16 protein-coding genes and 1 riboswitch are annotated in these 21,210 nt (G+C 74.9%); of the genes, 7 read left to right on the forward strand and 9 right to left on the reverse strand.

The window, feature by feature from the left end; all coding sequences use genetic code 11:
- The first annotated feature begins 112 nt into the window (after nt 1–112).
- Nucleotides 113–4,654, forward strand: coding sequence for an ATP-dependent helicase (locus GA0074694_RS29810; RefSeq protein ID WP_425413651.1), 4,542 nt, complete (start codon nt 113–115; stop codon nt 4,652–4,654).
- Nucleotides 4,655–4,669: 15 nt separating this feature from the next.
- Here the strand turns inward: GA0074694_RS29810 and GA0074694_RS29815 are convergent, their stop codons facing one another.
- A complete protein-coding gene (locus GA0074694_RS29815) occupies nt 4,670–5,260 on the reverse strand; it encodes a hypothetical protein (RefSeq protein ID WP_091463198.1) in 591 nt (196 codons plus the stop codon).
- A 187-nt stretch (nt 5,261–5,447) separates the two neighbouring features.
- On the opposite strand from GA0074694_RS29815, the gene GA0074694_RS29820 reads away from it, so the two are divergent.
- The 4 genes from GA0074694_RS29820 (at nt 5,448) to GA0074694_RS29835 (ending at nt 11,171) form a co-directional block, all read left to right on the forward strand.
- Nucleotides 5,448–6,233 (forward strand): SAM hydrolase/SAM-dependent halogenase family protein, encoded by a 786-nt coding sequence (locus GA0074694_RS29820; RefSeq protein WP_091463199.1) that lies wholly within the window; start codon nt 5,448–5,450, stop codon nt 6,231–6,233.
- A gap of 48 nt (nt 6,234–6,281) precedes the next feature.
- Nucleotides 6,282–6,524: a CPCC family cysteine-rich protein gene (locus GA0074694_RS29825; RefSeq protein WP_091463200.1), complete on the forward strand. Its 243-nt coding sequence runs from the start codon at nt 6,282–6,284 to the stop codon at nt 6,522–6,524.
- A 131-nt stretch (nt 6,525–6,655) separates the two neighbouring features.
- On the forward strand, nt 6,656–7,498 hold the full coding sequence (locus GA0074694_RS29830; protein WP_091463201.1) for a DNA-formamidopyrimidine glycosylase family protein: 843 nt from the start codon (nt 6,656–6,658) through the stop codon (nt 7,496–7,498).
- Nucleotides 7,499–7,523: 25 nt separating this feature from the next.
- Nucleotides 7,524–11,171 (forward strand): hypothetical protein, encoded by a 3,648-nt coding sequence (locus GA0074694_RS29835; RefSeq protein WP_425413652.1) that lies wholly within the window; start codon nt 7,524–7,526, stop codon nt 11,169–11,171.
- A gap of 9 nt (nt 11,172–11,180) precedes the next feature.
- On the opposite strand, the gene pspM is transcribed toward GA0074694_RS29835, so the two are convergent.
- The 7 genes from pspM to GA0074694_RS29870 all read right to left on the reverse strand — a co-directional run bounded on the left by pspM (nt 11,181) and on the right by GA0074694_RS29870 (nt 17,464).
- Nucleotides 11,181–11,966: a phage shock envelope stress response protein PspM gene (gene pspM / locus GA0074694_RS29840; RefSeq protein WP_091463202.1), complete on the reverse strand. Its 786-nt coding sequence runs from the start codon at nt 11,964–11,966 to the stop codon at nt 11,181–11,183.
- A 23-nt stretch (nt 11,967–11,989) separates the two neighbouring features.
- Nucleotides 11,990–12,856 carry a PspA/IM30 family protein gene (locus tag GA0074694_RS29845; RefSeq protein ID WP_091463203.1) on the reverse strand — a complete coding sequence of 289 codons (867 nt, stop codon included), beginning with the start codon at nt 12,854–12,856 and terminating at the stop codon, nt 11,990–11,992.
- A gap of 195 nt (nt 12,857–13,051) precedes the next feature.
- Complete coding sequence (locus tag GA0074694_RS29850) at nt 13,052–13,495, reverse strand: helix-turn-helix domain-containing protein (protein ID WP_091463204.1); 444 nt, start codon at nt 13,493–13,495, stop codon at nt 13,052–13,054.
- A gap of 158 nt (nt 13,496–13,653) precedes the next feature.
- Nucleotides 13,654–14,208 carry a CinA family protein gene (locus GA0074694_RS29855; protein WP_091463205.1) on the reverse strand — a complete coding sequence of 185 codons (555 nt, stop codon included), beginning with the start codon at nt 14,206–14,208 and terminating at the stop codon, nt 13,654–13,656.
- A 49-nt stretch (nt 14,209–14,257) separates the two neighbouring features.
- Nucleotides 14,258–14,848, reverse strand: coding sequence for a CDP-diacylglycerol--glycerol-3-phosphate 3-phosphatidyltransferase (gene pgsA / locus GA0074694_RS29860; RefSeq protein WP_091463206.1), 591 nt, complete (start codon nt 14,846–14,848; stop codon nt 14,258–14,260).
- 68 nt (nt 14,849–14,916) lie between these two features.
- Nucleotides 14,917–16,410 (reverse strand): 30S ribosomal protein S12 methylthiotransferase RimO, encoded by a 1,494-nt coding sequence (rimO, locus tag GA0074694_RS29865; protein WP_091464362.1) that lies wholly within the window; start codon nt 16,408–16,410, stop codon nt 14,917–14,919.
- A 127-nt stretch (nt 16,411–16,537) separates the two neighbouring features.
- Nucleotides 16,538–17,464 carry an ornithine cyclodeaminase family protein gene (locus tag GA0074694_RS29870; protein WP_091463207.1) on the reverse strand — a complete coding sequence of 309 codons (927 nt, stop codon included), beginning with the start codon at nt 17,462–17,464 and terminating at the stop codon, nt 16,538–16,540.
- A 107-nt stretch (nt 17,465–17,571) separates the two neighbouring features.
- Nucleotides 17,572–17,640, forward strand: a riboswitch (guanidine-III (ykkC-III) riboswitch).
- Between the two features lie 60 nt (nt 17,641–17,700).
- On the opposite strand from GA0074694_RS29870, the gene GA0074694_RS29875 reads away from it, so the two are divergent.
- Both GA0074694_RS29875 and GA0074694_RS29880 read left to right on the forward strand, forming a co-directional pair.
- Nucleotides 17,701–18,015 (forward strand): DMT family transporter, encoded by a 315-nt coding sequence (locus GA0074694_RS29875; RefSeq protein WP_091464365.1) that lies wholly within the window; start codon nt 17,701–17,703, stop codon nt 18,013–18,015.
- Nucleotides 18,016–18,156: 141 nt separating this feature from the next.
- Nucleotides 18,157–18,399, forward strand: coding sequence for a hypothetical protein (locus GA0074694_RS29880; protein ID WP_091463208.1), 243 nt, complete (start codon nt 18,157–18,159; stop codon nt 18,397–18,399).
- Nucleotides 18,400–18,627: 228 nt separating this feature from the next.
- On the opposite strand, the gene GA0074694_RS29885 is transcribed toward GA0074694_RS29880, so the two are convergent.
- Entirely contained in the window at nt 18,628–21,108 is a 2,481-nt protein-coding gene (locus GA0074694_RS29885) for a DNA translocase FtsK (protein ID WP_091463209.1), read from the reverse strand.
- Between the last annotated feature and the right edge of the window lie 102 nt (nt 21,109–21,210).

Consider the following 21,210-nt stretch of genomic DNA (forward strand, 5'->3'; position numbering starts at 1 on the left):
AAGTAAGACTTAACGTGCAAGCCCCCCATCTTCTCCCGTAAGAAGCCCAGCCGGACACCGTTCCCGGTCCGACCGACGCGCGGACGGGGCGTTGTCGGACCCGCGCGGCAGGATGGGAGACGTGACGGAGATGCTGGCGGAGTTCGGCGCACCGACGCGGGAGTGGTTCACCGCCGCCTTCGCCGCGCCCACGCCCGCGCAGGCGGGCGCGTGGCGGGCGGTCGCCGCCGGACGACACGCGCTGGTCGTCGCCCCCACCGGCTCCGGCAAGACGCTCGCCGCGTTCCTCTGGTCCCTGGACCGGCTGGCCCGGGAGCCGGTGCCGGACGACCGGCGGCGACGCTGCCGGGTGCTCTACGTCAGTCCGCTCAAGGCCCTGGCGGTGGACGTCGAGCGGAACCTGCGCACCCCGCTGGCGGGCATCCGGCAGGCGGCCACCCGGCTCGGGGTCGCACCGCCGGACGTCACCGTCGGGATGCGCACCGGTGACACCCCCGCCGACGAGCGCCGGGCCTTCGCACGCACCCCGCCGGACGTCCTCATCACCACCCCGGAGTCACTGTTCCTGCTGCTCACCTCGGCGGCGCGGGACTCCCTGCGCGGAGTCGAGACGGTCATCCTCGACGAGGTGCACGCGGTGGCCGGCACGAAACGCGGCGCGCACCTGGCGCTCTCCCTGGAACGCCTCGACGAACTCCTCCCCCGGCCGGCGCAGCGGATCGGCCTGTCCGCGACGGTCCGTCCGATCGACGCCTGCGCCCGGTTCCTGGGCGGCTCCCGGCCGGTCGACGTGGTGCAGCCACCGTCCGCCAAGACCATCGAGCTCAGCGTCCAGGTGCCGGTGGCGGACATGGCCCGGCTCGACGAGGTCGAACCCTCCGAGGACGACCTCGGCGGCCCCGGCCCCCGCCGGGCCTCGATCTGGCCGGCGGTGGAGGAGCGGGTCCTCGCCCTGGTCCGGACACACCGCTCGACGATCGTCTTCACCAACTCGCGACGCAGTGCCGAACGGCTCTGCGCCCGCCTCAACGAGCTGGCCGCCGACCCGCCACCCGAGCCGGCGTCACCCCGACCGCCGGCCGAGATCGTCGCCCAGTCCGGCACCGCCGACGGGGCCGCCCCGGTGATCGCCCGCGCCCACCACGGCAGCGTCTCCCGGGAGGAGCGCAAGCACATCGAGGAGGCGCTCAAGTCCGGGCAGCTGCCCTGCGTGGTCGCCACCTCCAGCCTGGAGCTGGGCATCGACATGGGCGCGGTCGACCTGGTCGTGCAGATCGAGGCGCCGCCGAGCGTGGCGGCCGGCCTGCAACGCGTCGGCCGGGCCGGACACCAGGTCGGCGCGGTCTCCCGGGGCGTGGTCTTCCCCAAGCACCGGGGCGACCTGCTCTCGTGCGCGGTGGTGGCGGACCGGATGGCCGCCGGGGCGATCGAGGAACTGCACCACCCGCGCAACCCGCTCGACGTGCTCGCCCAGCAGATCGTCGCGATGGTCGCGCTCGAACCGTGGCGGGTCGACGAGCTGGCCGCCGTGGTCCGCCGGGCCGCCCCCTTCGCCGAACTGCCCGACTCCGCCCTGCACGCGGTGCTGGACATGCTCTCCGGGCGGTACCCGTCGACCGCCTTCGCCGAGCTGCGTCCCCGCCTGGTCTGGGACCGCGCCACCGACGTGCTGACCGGCCGGCAGGGCGCGCAGCGGCTCGCGGTCACCAGCGGCGGGACCATCCCGGACCGGGGGCTGTTCGGCGTCTTCCTGGCCGGGGCGGAACGCGCCGCCCGGGTCGGCGAGCTGGACGAGGAGATGGTCTACGAGTCCCGGGTGGGTGACGTCTTCCTGCTCGGCTCCTCGTCCTGGCGGATCGAGGAGATCACCCCGGACCGGGTGCTGGTCTCCCCCGCCCCCGGGCAGGCCGCCCGGATGCCGTTCTGGAAGGGCGACCAGGCGGGCCGCCCGGTCGAGCTGGGCCGGGCGATCGGAGCCCGGGTGCGGGCACTGCTACGGCAGGACGACGAGTCCGCGCTGGCGACGCTGCGCGCCGGTGGGCTGGACGACTGGGCCGCCGGCAACCTGATGGCCTACCTGCGCGAGCAGCAGGCCGCCACGCGGTCCCTCCCGGACGACCGGACGGTGGTGGTCGAGCGGTTCCGCGACGAGCTGGGCGACTGGCGGCTGGCCGTGCACAGCGTGCTCGGCGCCCGGGTCAACGGGCCGTGGGCGCTGGCGATCGGCCGCCGGCTGGCCGAACGGTACGGCGTGGACGCCCAGGTGATGCCCGCCGACGACGGCATCGTGGTCCGCCTTCCGGACACCGCCGACGCCCCGCCCGGCGCCGACGTGGTCGCCTTCGACCCGGACGAGATCACCCAGCTCGTCGAGGAGTCGGTCGGCACGTCGGCGCTCTTCGCCGCCCGGTTCCGCGAGTGCGCGGCCCGGTCGCTGCTGCTCCCCCGCCGGGACCCACGCCGCCGCCAGCCGCTCTGGCAGCAACGGCAACGGGCCGCGCAGCTGCTCGACGTCGCCCGGGAGTACGGCGACTTCCCGGTCACCCTGGAGGCGGCCCGCGAGTGCCTCCAGGACGTGTTCGACCTGCCCGCGCTGACCACGCTGATGCGGGAACTGGCCACCCGGCGGGTCCGCCTGGTCGAGGTGGAGACGTCCCCGCCGTCGCCGTTCGCCCGCTCGCTGCTGTTCGGATATGTCGGTGCGTTCCTCTACGAGGGGGACGCCCCGCTGGCCGAACGGCGGGCCGCTGCCCTGGCGCTGGACTCCGGTCTCCTCGGCGAGCTGCTCGGCCGGGTCGACCTGCGCGAACTGCTCGACCCCACGGTGCTCGCCGAGACCGACCGGCAGCTGCGCTGGCTGACCGAGCAGCGCCGGCCCCGCGACGCCGAGGACGTGGTGGAACTGCTGCGGGTGCTCGGCGACCTGACCGACGCGGAGCTGGCCGAGCGGGGCGTACCGGCGGACTGGCCGACCGGACTGGCCGCCGCCCGCCGGGTGCTGCGGCTGCGGATCGCCGGCCAGGAGCGCTGGGTCGGCGTGGAGGACGCCGCCCGGCTGCGGGACGCGCTCGGCGTGGCGCTGCCGGTCGGCGTGCCGGAGGCGTACCTCGCGCCGGTCGCCGACCCGCTCGGCGACCTGGTCTCCCGGTACGCCCGCACCCACGGCCCGTTCGCCGCGGCGACCTGCGCGGCCCGCTTCGGGCTCGGGGTCGCCGTGGTGGAACAGACGCTGCGCCGGCTCGCCGCGACCGGGCGGGTGGTCTCCGGGGAGTTCCTACCCCAGAGCGCGGGCACCCAGTGGTGCGACGCGGAGGTGCTGCGCCTGTTGCGCCGCCGGTCGCTGGCCGCGCTGCGTCGGGAGATCGAGCCGGTGCCGCCCCGCACGCTCGCCACCTTCCTGCCCCGCTGGCAGCAGATCGGCGCGGCGGCCCGGGGCGTCGAGGCGCTCGCCGCCGCCGTCGAGCAGCTCCAGGGCGTGGCGGTGCCGGCGTCCGCGCTGGAACGGCTGGTGCTGCCGGCCCGGGTGGCCGACTACTCCCCCGCCTTCCTCGACGAACTGTGCGCCAGCGGTGAGCTGGTCTGGGCCGGGTCGGGGGCGATCTCCGGCGGCGACGGCTGGGTCACCCTGGCGTACGCCGACGCCGCGCCGCTGCTGCTCCCTGCGCCGGACGAGGCGCTGGCCCTCACCCCGGCACACCAGGCGGTGCTGGACGCGCTGGCCGACGGGCAGGCCCTCTTCTTCCGGTCCCTCTCCGACCGGGTGGGCTCAGGCGACGACGCGGTACTCACCGCCGTGCTGTGGGACCTGGTCTGGGCCGGGCACCTCACCAACGACACGCTCGCCCCACTGCGCGCCTCGCTCGGCGGAGGCGGGGCGCACCGGGCCCGACCCGCCGCCCCGCGCACCCGCTACCGCCGCCCCGGTCGGATGGCACTACCCGCCCGCAGCGGTCCCCCGACGGTGGCCGGACGCTGGTCCCGGCTGCCCGAGCGGGACACCGACCCGACCCGGCGGGCCGCCGCCCTGGCCGATCTGCTGCTGGAACGGCACGGGGTGCTCACCCGGGGCGCGGTCGTCGCCGAGCAGGTCACCGGCGGTTTCAGCGCGGTCTACCCGGTGCTGTCCGGGCTGGAGGAACGGGGGGCGGCCCGACGCGGGTACTTCGTCGAGGGGTTGGGGGCGGCGCAGTTCGCGGTGCCCGGCGCGGTGGACCGTCTCCGTGCCCTCGCCGACACCGCCGACGGGACGCGGACGCGCGGCGGGGCACCCCTGGTGCTGGCGGCGACCGACCCGGCCAACCCGTACGGGGCGGCGCTGCCCTGGCCGGAGCGGGTGGTCGACTCCGGCGACGGCACCGCCCCCGCCACCGGCCACCGGGCCGCCCGCAAGGCCGGTGCCCTGGTCGTGCTGGTCGACGGGGAGCTGGTGCTCTACGTCGAACGCGGCGGGCGGACGATCCTGTCGTTCAGCGCCGAGGCAGAGGCGCTCACCGGCGCGGCCAAGGCGTTGGCCGACGCGGTGCACTCCGGCGCGCTCGGCGCGATCTCGGTGGAACGCGCGGACGGGGAGGCGGTGCACGTCTCCCCGCTGCGCGACGCGCTGACCACCGCCGGCTTCCGGGCCACGCCCCGGGGCCTGCGCCTGCGCGGCTGACGCACCGGCCGAGGCTCAGCCCAGGTCGGCGAGGACGGCCTCGTAGCGCCTGCGCTGCTCGGTGCTGGTGGTGGTGCCCAGGTAGCTGAGCACGACGGTGCCCTTCCGGTACGCGTCGGCGCCCCACATGTCGGCCCGGTTCACCGCGTTCGCCTCGTCGGGGAAGACGTACACCGAGACGGTGTCGGTGACGAGCAGCTCGGCGCAGCCCAGCCCAGCGCCGTTCGGTCCGCAGTCGACCGAGCGGTCCCGGACGCCGGACACCGGCAGTTTCGCGGCCCGGAACGCGTCCATCACCTGCCGGGCACCGGGCGCACCGGCCGAGCGGGTCGGCATGACGAACTGCGGGGTGCGGGACGGGCGCGCTTCGCTGGTCACCGGCGGGGTGGGCCGTCCGGTCCGGGGTGGGCCGCTCGGGGTGGCACCCGGGCTCGGCGTCACGGAGGGGGCAGCCGGCGGGGTGCTCTCCGCCGGAGTGGCCCACACGGGCGCGCTGGCCGAGGGGGCACTGTCGGCACGGTCGTCGGTGTCGTCACCGCAGCCGGCGAGGGCGGTGGCGAGCACGAGCAGGGCGGCGACGGTCAGGGTACGGGGTGCGGAGGTCACCCCTCGTAGTCTGCCGAACCGTCCGCGCCCACGGGAGGGCCGGTCGGTCGGCGACCGGCCACCGCCCGCCCCGGTCGACGCCCGGCATCCGCCGACGGCCGGCGTGACGGGTGGTCGGGCCGGGTGCGACCGGGGTCGAGGGCAGCCGGGGCGACGACGACCCGACGTGACGACCTAGGGTGGGTCCATGGGGTTCGGATGGGTGTCGTTGACCACGGACTACGGGCTCTCGGACGGGTTCGTCGCGGCCTGCCACGGCGTCATCGCCCGCCTGGCGCCGCAGGTACGCGTGATCGACGTGACCCACCTGGTGCCCCCGACCGACGTACGGCACGGGGCGGCGGTGCTCGCCCAGACCGTGCCGTTTTTGCCGGCCGGGGTGCACGTCGCGGTGGTCGACCCGGGCGTCGGCACCAGCCGGCGGGGGATCGCCGTCGAGGCTCCCGGTGGGCTGCTGGTCGGGCCGGACAACGGGCTGCTGGTGCCGGCCGCCGAGGCGTTGGGCGGCGTCCGCGCGGCGGTCGAGCTGACGAACCCACGGTGGCTGGCCCCGGAGGTGTCCCGCACCTTCCACGGACGGGACGTCTTCGCCCCGGTCGCCGCCCGGCTGGCCACCGGGGCGTCCCTGGCCGAGGCGGGCCCCGCGCTCGACCCGGCCGACCTGGTCCGACTGCCGGAGCCGGTGCTGGAGGTGACCCCGACGGGTTTCACCGCCGAGGTGCTCACCGTCGACCACTTCGGCAACGTCCAGCTCGCCGCACCCCCGTCGGTCCTGGCCGACCGCCCGCCGACGCTCCGGGTGGGCGGGCACGAGGCGGTGCACGGGCGGACCTTCGGCGACGCGCCCCCGGGCCAAATCGTGATCTACGTCGACTCCGCCGACCGGGTCGCGGTGGCGGTGAACGGGGGCCGGGCAGCGGACCGCCTGGGGGTACGACCAGGCGATCCGGTACCGGTCCGGCATCCGGACTGAGCCGGTCCCCGCCTGCGCCGGTATCACCTACTGTGGAATGCTCGAAGGGTGGGCGAGCAGTGGGTTCCAACGACCTGTCCCTGCTGCGGTTACCGGACCGGTGGGGGCACCTGTCCGGTCTGCTTCTGGACAGACGACGGCCAGGGCGACACGGACGCCGACGTGGTCCGGGGCGGCCCCAACGGCGACCTGAGCCTGTCCCACGCGCGGCTCAACTTCGCCATCTACGGCGCGAGCCACCCCCGCTACCAGGAGATGGTCCGCCCACCCCGTCCGGACGAGCAGCCCTGACGTCCGCACCGCCTGCCCCGGAGCCGGAGGTCCGGCCGCAGCCCGGATGACCGCGCCGGGCCCGCACGACCACGCCCCGCACCCGGCCCGCTCCCCGTGCCCGGCCCGGTACGGCGAGGCAGGATGGACGGGTGCCCGAAGGTGACACCGTCTGGAACACCGCCCGCGTGCTGGACCGCGCGCTGGCGGGTCGCCGGCTGACCGGGTCCGACTTCCGGGTGCCGCAGCTCGCCACCACCGATCTCACCGGCGCGACGGTGCACGGCTGCGTCAGCCGGGGCAAGCACCTGCTGCTCCGGCTGACGTCACCGCCCGCCGAGTCCCCTGCCGGCGACCGGGACGGAGCCTGGACGCTGCACTCGCACCTGCGGATGGACGGGGCCTGGCGGGCGTACGCGCCGGGCGAACGGTGGACGGGGCGCCCGGCGCACCTGATCCGGGTGGTGCTGCGTACGGCCGACGCGGTCGCCGTCGGCTACCACCTGCACGAGGTCGCCCTGGTGCCGACCGCCGAGGAGGACGCGCTCGTCGGTCACCTCGGCCCCGACCTGCTCGGCCCGGACTGGGACGCGGCCGAGGCGGTCCGCCGGCTGGCGGCCGGCCCGACGGTCCCCGTCGGCGAGGCCCTGCTCGACCAGCGCAACCTCGCCGGGGTGGGCAACCTCTACAAGTGCGAGCTGCTCTTCCTGCGCGGTGTCTCCCCGTGGACACCCGTCGGCGAGGTGCCGGACCTGCCCGGTCTGGTCGGCCTCGCCCAGCGACTGCTCGCCGCCAACCGGGGCCGGTGGACGCAGAGCAGCACCGGTTCGTTGCGCCGGGGCGAGACCAGCTACGTCTACGGCCGCCGCGCCCAGCCGTGCCGGCGCTGTGGCACCGCCGTCCGCAAGCGCGACCTGGGGAACCGGGTCACCTACTGGTGCCCCACCTGCCAGCCGGAACGTTCCGGCGGCACCCAGATTGACACGATTGGGTAATTCCCCGGCCCGGGGCGACTGTCGCATGCTGCGTCTACGCGCTCACCCACCGTCAGCGCGGCGCCACGGGTACGACCTCCACCACACCGGGGTGGCGGTCGTCGTACCCCCGTCCCCGGGGGACACCATGGCCATCTTCCGCAGACTCCGCCCCGCCCGGACGGTTCCGGTGGCCCGGGGCACCGCCGACCCGCCCACGCCCGACCGGGCGACCCCGCCGACGGGCACAGCCGGCACGGTGCCCGCGCCGGGCACCGGGACGAACCCACCCGCCGTCCTGGACCCGGAGGCCGTCCCGCGATGTTTCGGCCCGGAGCCGAACGTCGCCACCAGCCCCCGCCCCCGGATCGACGGCACCGGCCGGGTGGTGCCGGGCACCGGCCTGCGCAAGTTCGTCGACCCGCTGCCCCGGCCGGGCCCCGGGCAGGCCGACGCGCTGGGCGGCTACCTACCGGTGGCCGTGCCCGACACGATCAGCTACCCGGGCTGCGACTACTACGAGATCGGCCTCCAGGAGTACCGTCAACGCCTGCACCGGGACCTGCCGCCGACCCGGCTGCGCGGGTACCGCCAGCTCAACCTCGGCACCGACCGGCACGGGCACAACACGGTCGGCCCGCCCGCGCGGGCGTACCACCTGGGGCCGATGATCGTGGCGCGCCGCGACCGGCCGGTCCGGGTCAAGTTCATCAACCAGCTGCCCACCGGGCGTGCCGGGGAGCTGTTCCTACCGGTCGACGCGACCCTGCCGGGAGCCGGGAGCGGACCGCTGGACGGGCCGGCACCGTACCCGCAGAACCGGGCGGTGCTCCGCCTCCAGGGAGCCCGGACCGCCTGGATCAGTGCCGGCAACCCCACCCAGTGGGTCACGCCGGCCGCCGAGATCACCCCGTATCCGACCGGACCCGGGCTGACCCCCGTGCCGGACATGCCGCCGCCCGGCCCGGGAGCCACCACCCTGTACTACCCGAACGACCAGAGCGGCCGGCTGATGTGGTTCCACGACAACACCCTCGGCCTGTCCCGGCTCACCACCTACTCCGGGCAGCTCGCCCCGTACCTGCTCGTCGACCCGGCCGAGGAGCGGCTGGTCGCCGACGGCGTCCTCCCGGCCGACCAGGTCCCGCTGGTGATCACCGACCGGACCTTCGTCCCGGACGACGCGCAACTCGCCGCCGAGGACCCGACCTGGGACCGGGACCGCTGGGGAGCCTGTGGCAGCCTCTGGTACCCGCACGTCTACCAGCCCCGGCAGAACCCGTTCCGCCCCGACGGACGGAACCCGACCGGCCGCTGGGACTACGGCCCGTGGTGCCGGCACCCGGAGAGCGCGGCCGTGCGACACGGGCCGACACCGAATCCGTACCACGACCCGGTCGACGCGCCCGACCAGCCGCCGCTGGCCCCGGGCGTGCCGCACCCGTCGGCCGTTCCCCAGGTGTACGGGGACACCCCGCTGGTCAACGGCGTCGCCTACCCGTACCTGACGGTCGAACCCCGGGCCTACCGGTTCCGGATCCTCAACGCCTGTCCGGACCGGAGCCTCAACCTCCAGCTCTACCGGGCCCGCTCGGACCAGCCGATGTGGGACGACGACGGCAACCTCACCGACGCCGGGGCGGGCGAGGTGCCCATGGTCGAGGCGGTCCGCACTCCCGGCCACCCGGCGTACTGGCCGACCGACGGGCGGGACGGCGGCGTGCCCGATCCCCGGGCGGCCGGTCCGGAGATCGTCCGGCTCGGCAACGAGTGCGGCCTGCTGCCCGCCCCGGTGGTGCTGGCCAACCGTCCGGTCGGTTACCGGTACGACCGGCTCGACCCGGGGGTGCTCAACGTCGACGGGCACACCCTGCTGCTCACCCCGGGCGAGCGGGCCGACGTGGTCGTCGACTTCGCCGCCGTGGCCCCGGGCAGCACCCTGATCCTGTACAACGACTGCCCGGCCCCGCTCCCCGGCGGCGACCCCCGGTACGACCACCACGCCACCTCGCCCGGCGCGGTGCCCGGGTACGGCCCGGACACCCGTACCCTGCTCCAGTTCCGGGTGGCGGGCACGCCGGCCGACCGGTACGACGTGGACCGGCTGCGGGAACATCTGCCCGTCGCGTACGCGGCCAGCCAGGCGCCACCGATCGTGCCGCAGCCGGCGTACGACCGGGCCTTCGGCACCCGGACCGAGCAGGACACGGCCGTCCCCGTGCACGCCACCTCGGTCAGTTTCACCCCGGCCGGCGCGACCGGCCCGGTCACCCTGCCGGTGGTCGACCGGGCGGTCCAGCAGGTCTTCGAGCCGGAGCACGGCCGGCTGACCGGTCGGCTCGCCGCCCCGCTCCCCGGCACCGGGAGGACCGACGGCGACCCGGTGGCCCGCGAACCGGAGGACCCGCCCACCGAGATCCTGTACGCCACCGACCCGGCCGTGCCGGTCGGATCACCCGCCGACGGCACCCAGCTCTGGCGGATCCGGGGCGAGGGACGGCTGACCCAGCCGCTGCACCTCGGCGGCGGCGACGTGCAACTGGTCAACCGGGTGGCCCGGGACGGCACGGTCCGCCCTCCGGCGGCGGACGAACGGGGCTGGAAGGAGACCGTCCGCGTCGACCCCCGGGAGGACGTGGTGGTCGCCGTGCGGCCCGTCCCGCCCGGCCTGCCGTTCACCGTCGGCGACTGTGTCCGTCCCCTCGACCCGACCGACGGCGACGCCCGCCCGGTCGACCTGGGTTGGGAGTACCGCTGGCACAGCCAGCTCGCCGCCCATCGGGACCAGGGTATGGACCGTCCGTTGGTGGTGCGGGTCTCCCCCCGGGCGCCCACCGGACTGACCGCCACCCCGGTCCCGGGCTCGGCCATCGCCCTGCCCGCGATCGCGCTGGCCTGGACCGGCCACGGCGACCGGCCGCCGGCCACCCGGCACCGGCTGGAACGGGCGACCGACATCGCCTTCGCCGGCCCGGTCACCGTGCTGGCCGTGGCCGCCGCCGCGACCCGGTACGTCGACGCCACCGTCACCCCGGGCGTGACCTACCACTACCGGATCCGGGCGGAGAACGCGACGGCCTGTTCGACCTGGTCGAACAGCGTCCTCGCGACGGTCCGGCTGGCCGCGCCGACCGGCCTGAGCGCGGTGGTCGCCGCCGCCGCGCCGTTGCGGGTCGCGGTGCGGTGGACCAACCGGTCCTTCGCCACCGGCGTCGACGTGCAGCGGGCCACCAACCCGACCTTCACCAGCGGCCCCGTCACCACGGCGGTCGGGGTGACCGACCAGCACCTGGACCCGAGGGTCGCCCCGGAGACCACCTACTACTACCGGGCCCGCACCACCTACCTGGGTGCCGTCTCGCCCTGGTCCACGGTCGGCGTGGTGACCACCCCACCCGTGCCCAGGACCCCGACCGCGGTGATCGCCACGGCCTGTACGGCAGGCCCGGAGAGTGCCACGGTGATCCTCCGCTGGACCTCCGGCACGGCCACCGGGGCGGGCTGCGGGTTCGTCGTCGAACGTGCCGCCGACGCGGCCTTCTCCCGGGAGCTGACCGCCTTCACCGTCTCCGGACGCGGTTTCACCAACACCGGGCTACGGCGCGGGGTCTCCTACTGGTACCGGGTACGCGCGTTCAACGTGGTCGGTAGCTCGGCGTTCACCGCGCCGGTGCCGGTGACCACACCGGGTTGAGCCGGTCGGCTAGTGGCTCGGTGCCCGTCGCGGGTCGCCGACCGCGCGCAGTTCCGCCAGGGCCGAGGCCACCCCATGCAGCAGGTCGGTCGCCTCGGTCAGCCGGGAGGCGGCCGGATGGGTGCCGGTGGGACGGGCGTCCTCGGCGACGTAACCGGCCGCCGCGACGACGAGCTGCTCGTACGCGGCCACCCCCTCGTGCAGCTGCCCCACCAGCACCCGGTGGGTCTCGGCCAGCGACTCGCCGGCCGGTGCCGGCGCGAGTCGCATCGCCCGTTCCACGTTCGCCACCCGCTCGGCGAGATCCCGCAGGGAACGGTCGGCCGCCGCCGCTTCGAGCACCGCCGGGTCGGCCAGCCCGGTGAGCCGGCCGGCCATTCCCGCGAGGGTCAACGCGGCCCGGTCGAGGCGGGCCCACGGCTCGGCCGCGGCGGTGCCGCGCAGCGCCATCCGGGCGCGGGCCCGACGCACCTCGGCGAGCACGTTCGGGCCGGCCGGGAGGCGTTCCACGGCGGCGACCAGCCGGGCCCGGGAACGGGCGGCGGCCTCGGTCGGGTCCAGCGGGGGCGGGGCCGGCCGTGCCGCGTGCGCCCGCAGGTCGACCCAGCGCCAGGCGGCCAGCATCAGGGCGCTGCCCGCCGCGCCGGCCCAGGCCGCGTCAGGCAGGCCGAGGCCGGCGTACGGGGTGAGGACCGCCGCCGCGCCGCCGAGCCCACCGGCGGTGACGCTCCACCGTCGGGCGGACCGGCGCAACCGGTGCAGCCGCCGGAAGTATCGCGCTCGCTCGTCTGCCACGCCTACCTCCTCGACCCGTCCGCTCAGCCGGCGGCGGTGGTGGTGTCCCCGGTGCCCCGGTCGCGGCCCATGCTGGCGCGAAGCTCGTCCAGCCGGGCCGCCGCGGCCGGGTCGGCGGCCGCTGCCGCCTGCTCGACGCCGGGCCGCTGCTGCCGGCCGGCGAGCTGCTCGCCGGCCATGCTGGCCCGGATCTGCTCCAGCCGGGAGGACCCGGCCGAGTCGAGCGCGGACTTCTGGATCTCCAGCATCCGGCCCTCGACCGAGTTGCCGGCCAGTTCGGCGCGGCCCATCGCGTTGGCGTACCGCCGCTCGATCCGGTCGCGCACCTCGTCCAGGCTGGGCGTGTTGGCGGGTGCGGTGAGGGCGGACATCGACTCCAGCGAGCGGGCCACGCTCTCCTGCATCTTGGCCTGCTCAAGCTGGCTGAGCAGCTTCGTGCGCTCGGCCAGCTTCTGCTGGAGGATCATCGAGTTGTTCTCCACCGCGCGCCGGGCCTGGGCCGCCGCGCCGATGGCCTGGTCGTGCAGGGTCTTGAGGTCCTCGGCCGCCTGCTCGGCCGAGACGAGCTGGGTGGCGAGGACCTGCGCGGACTGCTCGTACCTGGTGGCCTCGGCCTCGTCACCCTTGGCTCGCGCCTGGTCGGCCAGGACGAGGGCCTGGCGGGCCATTCCCTGGAGGCGCTCGACCTCGGACATCTGCCGGGAGAGCTTCATCTCCAGCTGGCGCTGGTTGCCGATCACCGCCGCGGCCTGCTGCACCAGTGCCTGGTGCTGGCGCTGCGCCTCCTCGATGGCCTGCTGGATCTGCACCTTCGGGTCGGCGTGTTCGTCGATCCGGGCGCCGAAGAGCGCCATCAGGTACTTCCAACCCTTGACGAACGGGTTCGCCATCTCCGCGGTATCCCCTCAGTCGCGTCGCTGCGCCCGGTGACCTGTGCCGGACGGGCCGCCCGGCACGCCGGCGGCCTGTCCATCGTCGCAGCCGGGCGCCACTGGCGTCGGCTGTGGCGTGGACCGGACGATCTGCTGATCAACCCTACGCGGCCGGCGCCAGGTCGACCACGCGACGATCGGGGGCGGAGCCGGTCAGGCGGCGCAGACCACGTCCCGCTCGGCCGGGCGGACCCGGTTGGTGCGCAGCGTGGCCTTCAGCGGCGAGTCCTGCCGGACGGCCACCGAGACCGGGCCGTCGGCGGTCACCTGCCGGACGCCCTGCGGGGCGACCTTGCGGACCGACGGGCGGGCCACCGGCTCGGCCGGCTCGCCGGCGACCGGCACCAGCACGCCCGGCATCTGCTCGGCCAGCGCCACGGTGTCGCTGACCTCGCGGAGCACCTCGGAGAGGCGGGCGCCGAGCGCGTCGCAGATGGCGGCCAGCAGCTCGCTGGAGGGCTCCTTCTGGCCGCGTTCGATCTCGGAAAGGTAGCCCAGGCTGACGTTCGCGGCCGAGGAGACCTCGCGCAGGGTGCGGTGCTGCCCCTGCCGGCGTGCCCGCAGTGCGTCACCGATCACCCGGCGTAGCAGGACCATCGCACCTCCCTTGACGGGACCTCTGCCCGGCGACCGGATCACGCCGGGCGACCTCAGCCGTCCCGACACCGAAACCGAACCGTCGGAGCCTTCCCGCAACCGTACCCGCTGAGGGCCCCCGCGACATACCACCCCGCCCGGTCCTGCCCCCGCAGCGGTCAGCGCCCCGCCCCGGCGGTGACCTCCCCGGCAGCCACGATCCGTTCGGTGAGCAGCCGCAACGCCTCGACGACGGCGGTCGACCGGATCCGGTCACGGCCGCCGTCGAGGTCGAGCTCGCGGACCGCCGTCCCGTTCGGTCCGGCGACCGCGACGAAGACCAGCCCGACCGGCTTGCCGTCCTGCGGCTCCGGACCGGCCACCCCGGTGGTCGCCACCCCCCAGTCCGCGTCGCAGCGACGCCGTCCACCCTCGGCGAGCGCGACCGCCACGTCCGGATCGACCGGCCCACGGTCCGCGAGCAACCCGTCGGGTACGCCCGCGAGCTGTGCCTTCAGCTCCGTCGCGTACACCACCAGCCCGCCCCGGTAGATCCCGCTCACCCCGGCGATCTCGACGATCGAGGCGGCCAGCGACCCGCCGGTCAGCGACTCCACCGAGGCGAGGGTCTCCCCCCGCTCGGAGAGCCGGTGCACGACCCCGGCCGCCGGGTTGATCACCGGCCGGTCGTCCGGACCGCCCGACGTCGTCGTCCCACTGCTGCGCACCACCATGCCCGCAGTCCTTCCCCCGGCGCGCCCGGATGAACCGTCGCCGGAACGTTCACCGCACGGTACGCAGGCGCAGCGCGCGGGCGACGTAGTCGAAGCCGGTGAGCACCGTGACGGCCACCGCGGCGGCCATGATCCACCCAGCGGCGCCGGCCACGGCGGCCGGCATCGGCCACAGGTACCAGACGATGGCGAGGATCTGCAACGCGGTCTTGGCCTTGCCACCCCGGCTGGCCGCGATCACCCCGTGCCGGATCACCCAGAACCGGATGAGGGTCACCCCCAGCTCCCGGGTGAGGATCACCACGGTCACCCACCAGGGGACCACCGCATACCAGGAGAGCAGCAGCAGGGCGGCCCCGGTGAGCGCCTTGTCGGCGATCGGGTCGGCGACCTTGCCGACCGAGGTGATCAGGGCGAACCGGCGGGCGATCCAGCCGTCCACGAAGTCGGTCAGCGAGGCGAGGGCGAAGACCAGGCAGGCCGCCAGCCGCCAGCCGGCGTGCGTCATCTGGGAGGCGACCACCAGAACCATGAAGATCGGCACCAGCAGCAACCGCAACGCGGTCAGCGCGTTGGCCGCGTTGAGCACCGGCACCGGGGCCACCACGGCCGGCGGCGTCGAGTCGGCCGTCCCGGTCACCCGTCCGCCCCGATCCGGCGTTCCCGGCAACGCACCACGTGGCTCCCCCGCTCCGTCAGGGCCCGCCGTCACCGTGCCGCGCCGGGCGCCGCCGAGATCATCTCATCCGGAACCGCGATCAGGTCCACCCCTTCGGTGCCGGTGACCGTCGCCCGGACCAGATCGCCCGGACGCAACGCGGCCAGGTCGACACCGCCGCCGGACGGGGCGACCAGCGTGGTGGATCCGTCCACCTCGGGGGCCTGGTGGGCCGCCCGGCCCTCGACCACGCCGCCGTCGACCGCGTCGACCAGCACCTCGACGGTCGCGCCGAGCCGGTCCTCGGCGCGCTGCGAGCAGAGTTCGTCGGCGAGTGCGCTGATCTTGTCGTACCGGCGCTTGACGGTGGCGGCGGAGACCTTGCCGGGCAGGTCGGCGGCCTCGGTGCCGTCCTCGTCGCTGTAGTCGAACACGCCGATCGCGTCGAGCCGGGCGGCGGTCAGGAAGCGGACCAGCTCCTCGACGTCGCCCCGGGTCTCGCCGGGGAAACCGACGATGAAGTTGCTCCGGGCACCCGCCTCCGGGGCCAGCTCGCGGGCGGTGGCGAGCAGCTCCAGGAAGCGGTCGGTGGAGCCGAAGCGGCGCATCCGGCGCAGCACCGGCTCGCTGGAGTGCTGGAAGGACAGGTCGAAGTACGGGGCCACGCCGGGGGTGGTGGCGATCGCCTCGACCAGGCCGGGACGGGTCTCGGCGGGCTGGAGGTAACTGGCCCGCACCCGGACGATGCCGTCGATCGCGGCGAGCTGGGGCAGCAGCTTCTCCAGGGCGCGGGGGTCGCCCAGGTCCTTGCCGTACGACGTGGAGTTCTCGCTGACCAGCACCAGCTCCCGTACGCCGGTCTTGGTCAGCCACTCCGCCTCGGCGAGCAGCTCGTCCGGCGTACGGGAGACGAAGGCGCCCCGGAAGGCGGGGATCGCGCAGAACGCGCAGCGCCGGTCGCACCCGCTGGCCAGCTTGAGCGAGGCGACCGGGCCGGTGTCGAGCCGGCGGCGCAGCACCTGGCGCAGGTGCGCCGGGGTGTGCGCGTCGGTCTCCGGAGCCTCGGTGCGGACTCCGGTGGCGTGGCCGGGCAGCGACACCCCGCTGCCCCGACGGGCCACCGGGGTCAGGGGCAGCAGCTCACGCCGGTCCCGGGGGGTGTGCGCGCCGACCGCCTCGCCGTTGACCACCGAGGTCAACCGGGCGGAGATGTCCGGGTAGTCGTCGAAGCTCAGCACCGCCTGCGCCTCGGGCAGGCTGTCGGCCAACTCCCGCCCGTACCGTTCGGCCATGCACCCGGCCGCGACCACCTTGGCGCCGGTGTCGGCGGCGGCCAGCAGGGTCTGGATGGAGTCCTGTTTGGCCTTGGCCACGAAGCCGCAGGTGTTGACGACCACCACGTCGGCCCCCTCGCCGTCGGTGGTCACCTGCCAACCGTCGGCGTGCAGGCGGGCGGCCAACTCCTCCGAGTCGACCTCGTTGCGGGCACAGCCCAGGGTCAGCAGGGCGACCCGGCGACCGTCAGCGGGGGACGACGGCGTCAGACGCGCCGAGCGGGAGCTGTCGGAAGAGGTGGCAGACACCACCCGAGGGTACCGGGCGCGGCGGGGCCGCCCACCGACGCCCGGCCACACGACCGGCCCGGCGCGCACCGCCGCGCCATTCGTCCGGTCATGCCGGCACGGTGGCGGCGAGCCGGACGAGCCGGTCGAGAAGGAAGACCTCGGTGCCGCTCAGACCGACCGAACAGAAGACGCTCACGTCGTCCCGACTGGCCCGTCCGGCCGCCGCGCCGGCCAGCACCGCGCCCAGGTCGGCCAGCCGTCCCGCGTACGGTGGCCGGGCGGCGAGCATCGGCGGGTCGTACGCGGCGGCCTGGATGGGTGAGTCGGTGACCAGCACGTCGGCGGCGTCCAGCAGGTCGGTCCCGAACTCGGTGCGCCCGTGCTGCTTGAACCCGACGGTGGTGACGTGGGTGCCCGGGGCGACGTCCCGGGCGTCGAGCACCGGGGTCGCGCTGGTGGTGGCGAGCACCACCACGTCGCGGTCCCGCACCGCCTCGGCGGCGGTGGACACCGCGCGGGCCGGCACGCCCAGCTCGGCCCGGACCCGGGCGGCGAACCGCTCCCGATCCGCCGGGGTACGGCAGTGCACGGTCACCTCCCGCAGCGGCCGGACCGCGGCGACGGCCCAGACCTGGCTCCACGCCTGCCCACCCGCCCCGATCACACCGAGGGTGGTGGCGTCCGGCCGGGCCAGCACGTCCGCCGCGACCCCGCCCAGTCCCCCGGTCCGCCGGGAACCCAACTCCTCGCCGACGGCCACCGCCCGCACCGCCCCGGTACGACCGTCGTGCAGCACGACCAGCTGCTCCGCCTCCGGATGGCCGAAGGTGTCGTAGGAGCGGAAGCCGTACCACTCGCCGGTGAGGTGGCCGGCGGTGAGCACCAGCCGGCCCCCGCCCAGCGGGGCGGACGCGCGGGGCGGGGCGACCAGCCGACCCTCGTACGCGGCCAGCAGGGCGGCCCGCATGGCGTCGATCGTGCCGGGCGCGTCGAGGACCGCGGCCACCTCCTGGTCGGTGAAGAGCAGAGTCATACGTCAATCCTTGAACATGAAGGTACCTTCAGGTCAACCCCGGTGGTCCCGATCACCCGCTCCCGGTCGACACCGGCCCGCGCCACCACACCGGTGCTACGGTCGGCCTCGGCACTTGCGACCAGGGTGTCCCGGACGAGTGGTGGGCGTACCCGGTCACGCGAAGACGCCCCCGGACAGTGGTGGTCCTCGACCCGTCCGGGCCGGTCCCGGGCGCCTGTGACAGGGGTGACGTCATGGCCTGGCTCGTACTCGTGGTGTCCGGACTTCTGGAGACGGCGTGGGCGGTCGCCCTCGATCGCAGCGCCGGTTTCAGCCGTCCTCTGCCCACCGCGGTCTTCGCGGTCACGCTGGTGCTCAGCATGGCCGGGCTGGCCTACGCGCTCCGGGAGATCCCGGTCGGCACCGGGTACGCCGTCTGGGTGGGCATCGGCGCGGTCGGCACGGCGGCCGTCGGCATCCTGGCGCTCGGCGAGTCGGCCAACCTGCCCAGACTGGCCAGCCTGCTGCTGGTGGTGGCAGGCGTGGTGGGACTGAAGGTGTTCCACTAGCAGGGCCGGTCGCCGCCCGTCTCCGGTCGATGCCGGCCGCCGCCGAACGGGACGGGCGGCTGCTCCGCCGTGACGCGTAACGGCTGGTTCGAATGGGTAGAGACCGGTCGACGACATCGGTTTCCGCACCCGGAGGACGACATGGCGAACATGCACAGCACCGCCCGCCCGCGCAGCAACGCCGCACGCATCTGCACGGTCCTGGCCTTCGTCTTCGCCGTGCTCGCGGTCTTCATCTCCCCACTGCTGTTCGGGGTGGCGGGCCTGGTGCTCGGCATCGTCGGCGCGGTCCTCGGCGACAGGCCGCTCGGCTGGTACGCGGCCATCGCGAGCGTGGTCGGCGCGCTCGTCGGCGCCCTGCTCGTCGCCGCCCTGATCAACTAAGGACCCGCCCACCCGGGCGCGTACCCACGGGCCCGCCGGTCTCCGGCGGGCCCGACGCGTGCACCGGCCCGACACCCTCTGCGGGGTGGGTCGGGGTGGATGCAGGGGACCCTTCCTCGACAAAAAACGGTAGGAAGGGTCCCCTGCAACCACCCGGGCGGAGCGGTGCGACGGTGCGGAGCGGTGCGGCGGCGGGGGTGGTGCGGAGCGGCGGAGTTGCCGGCCGGGTCAGCTGTCGGCGGGCTGGAGGGCGGCCAGCGCCTCCTCCAGCTCGTCCGGCTTGACCAGCACGTCGCGGGCCTTGGAACCCTCGGACGGGCCGACGATGCCCCGGGTCTCCATCAGGTCCATCAACCGGCCCGCCTTGGCGAAGCCGACCCGCAGCTTGCGCTGGAGCATCGAGGTGGACCCGAACTGCGAGGTCACCACCAGCTCGATCGCCTGCACCAGCAGGTCGAGGTCGTCGCCGATCTCCTCGTCGATCTTCTTCTTGCCGTCCTGCGCCGGGGTTAGCACGTCCGGCCGGAACTCCGGCTCACGCTGGTCCTTGCAGAACTTGACGACGTCGCTGATCTCCTGCTCGGTGACCCAGGCGCCCTGGATCCGGATCGGCTTCGACGCGCCCATCGGCAGGAAGAGGCCGTCGCCCCGGCCGAGCAGCTTCTCCGCACCCGGCTGGTCGAGGATGACCCGCGAGTCGGCCAGCGACGAGGTGGCGAAGGCCAGCCGGGACGGCACGTTCGCCTTGATCAGACCGGTCACCACGTCGACCGACGGGCGCTGGGTGGCCAGCACGAGGTGGATGCCGGCGGCCCGGGCGAGCTGGGTGATCCGGACGACCGAGTCCTCCACGTCGCGCGGGGCGACCATCATCAGGTCGGCCAACTCGTCGACGATCACCAGCAGGTACGGGTACGGCTTCATCTCCCGCTCGCTGCCCGGCGGGGCGGTGATCTCGCCGGTGCGCACCTTGCGGTTGAAGTCGTCGATGTGCCGGACCCCGTTGGCGGCGAGGTCGTCGTAGCGCATGTCCATCTCGCGGACCACCCACTCCAGCGAGTCGGCGGCCTTCTTGGCGTTGGTCACGATCGGCGTGACCAGGTGTGGGATGCCCTCGTAGCCGGTCATCTCGACCCGCTTCGGGTCGATCAGCAGCAGCCGCACCTCGTCGGGGGTGGACCGGGTGAGGATCGACACCAGCAGCGAGTTGAGACAGCTCGACTTGCCCGCACCGGTGGCCCCGGCGATCAGGATGTGCGGCATCTTCGCCAGGTTGGCCACCACGTAGCCGCCCTCGATGTCCTTGCCGAGGGCGACCAGCATCGGATGGTGGTCGCTGGTGGCCGCCCGGGAGCGCAGCACGTCGCCGAGGGCCACGTTCTCCGGATCGGTGTTGGGGATCTCCACGCCGACCGCGCTCTTCCCCGGGATCGGGCTGAGGATCCGCACGTCCGGGGACTTCACCGCGTACGCGATGTTGCGGGAGAGCTGGGTGATCCGTTCGACCTTCACACCGGGGCCCAGCTCGACCTCGTACCGGGTGACCGTCGGCCCCCGGGTGAAGCCGGTGACCTCGGCGTCCACCCCGAACTGGTCGAACACCCCGGTGAGGGCGGCGATCACCTCGTCGTTGGCCTTGCTCCGGGTCTTCGGCGCGGCCCCGGTGTTGAGCAGGTTGGCCGGGGGGAGGGTGTAGTCGCCGGCCAACCCGGTGAGCGCGAGTTGCTCGGCCCGGGTGGGCGGCACGGAGTGCTCCGGCGGCTCCGGCTTGCGCCGGGCGGAGGGTACCCGGGCCGGCGGCTTGCGGGGCAGCACCAGGGTCTCCTGGAGGTCGACGCCGTCGGCGTAGGCGTCGTCGACCTCCGCCGGGTCGTCCGGCTCCGGCGGCGGCGCGGACTTGCGGGCCGGACGGCGGCGGGCCGGCTTCTCGCCCACCTCCACCACCTCGACCTCGTCGGTCGCCGGGGCCGGCGGCACGCCGAGCACCCCACCGGTGAGCAGGCCGAGCCTCTCGGGGACCTTGTTGATCGGCGTCGCGGTGACCACCAGCAGACCGAAGACCAGCAGCAGGATCAGCAGCGGTACGGCTACCCAGGCGGTGACCGCCCGGTCCAGCAGCCCGCCGACGCCCATGCCGACCAGGCCACCGGCGTAGTCGCGCTGCACGTGGTCCACCGGGTCCTGTCCGATGTGCAGCATGGCGGCGGTGGCGACGATCATGGACCCCCAGCCGACCAGGCCGCGCCCCCGGTGCGCCGGGTCGGCGGGCTCGCGCATCATCCGCCAGGCGCCGATGGTCAGCAGCACGGGAACGATGATGGAGATCGCGCCGAGGAAGAGTCGGACGCTGTCCGCCAGCCGGGCCCCGACCGGTCCCGCCCCGGAGAACCAGATCGCCACCGCGCTGAGGATCGCGAGCCCGAACAGGAGCAGGCCGGCGCCGTCGCGCCGGTGCTCCGGGCCCACCTCACGGGCGGTGGCGGCCTGCCGACCCGCGGCCCGGACCGTCCACCCGACACCGTGCGCGAGTCCCATCCAGACACTGGTGATCGCACGGCCCAGGTAGGCGCCGGGCGCGGGCCGGGCCGCCGGACGGCGGCTCCGGGCGGTCGCGCGGGTCTTCTTGGCCGGCTGGCGGGCACGGTTGTTCGTGGTACCGCGCGGCGACGCGCCGCGTCGCCGGCTCGCCTGAGAGGTACGGCCCGCCATAGAGTCACGGTAACGGCGCGACCCGGTAGTTCGCCGCTTTTACCGTCGTGTCCGTGCGTCGCAGCGCGCTGTCGGCACTCAGCCGTGATATTCGCCTCAGGA

The organism is Micromonospora inyonensis (assembly GCF_900091415.1).
In the GTDB taxonomy this organism is placed as follows: Bacteria; Actinomycetota; Actinomycetes; order Mycobacteriales; family Micromonosporaceae; genus Micromonospora; species Micromonospora inyonensis.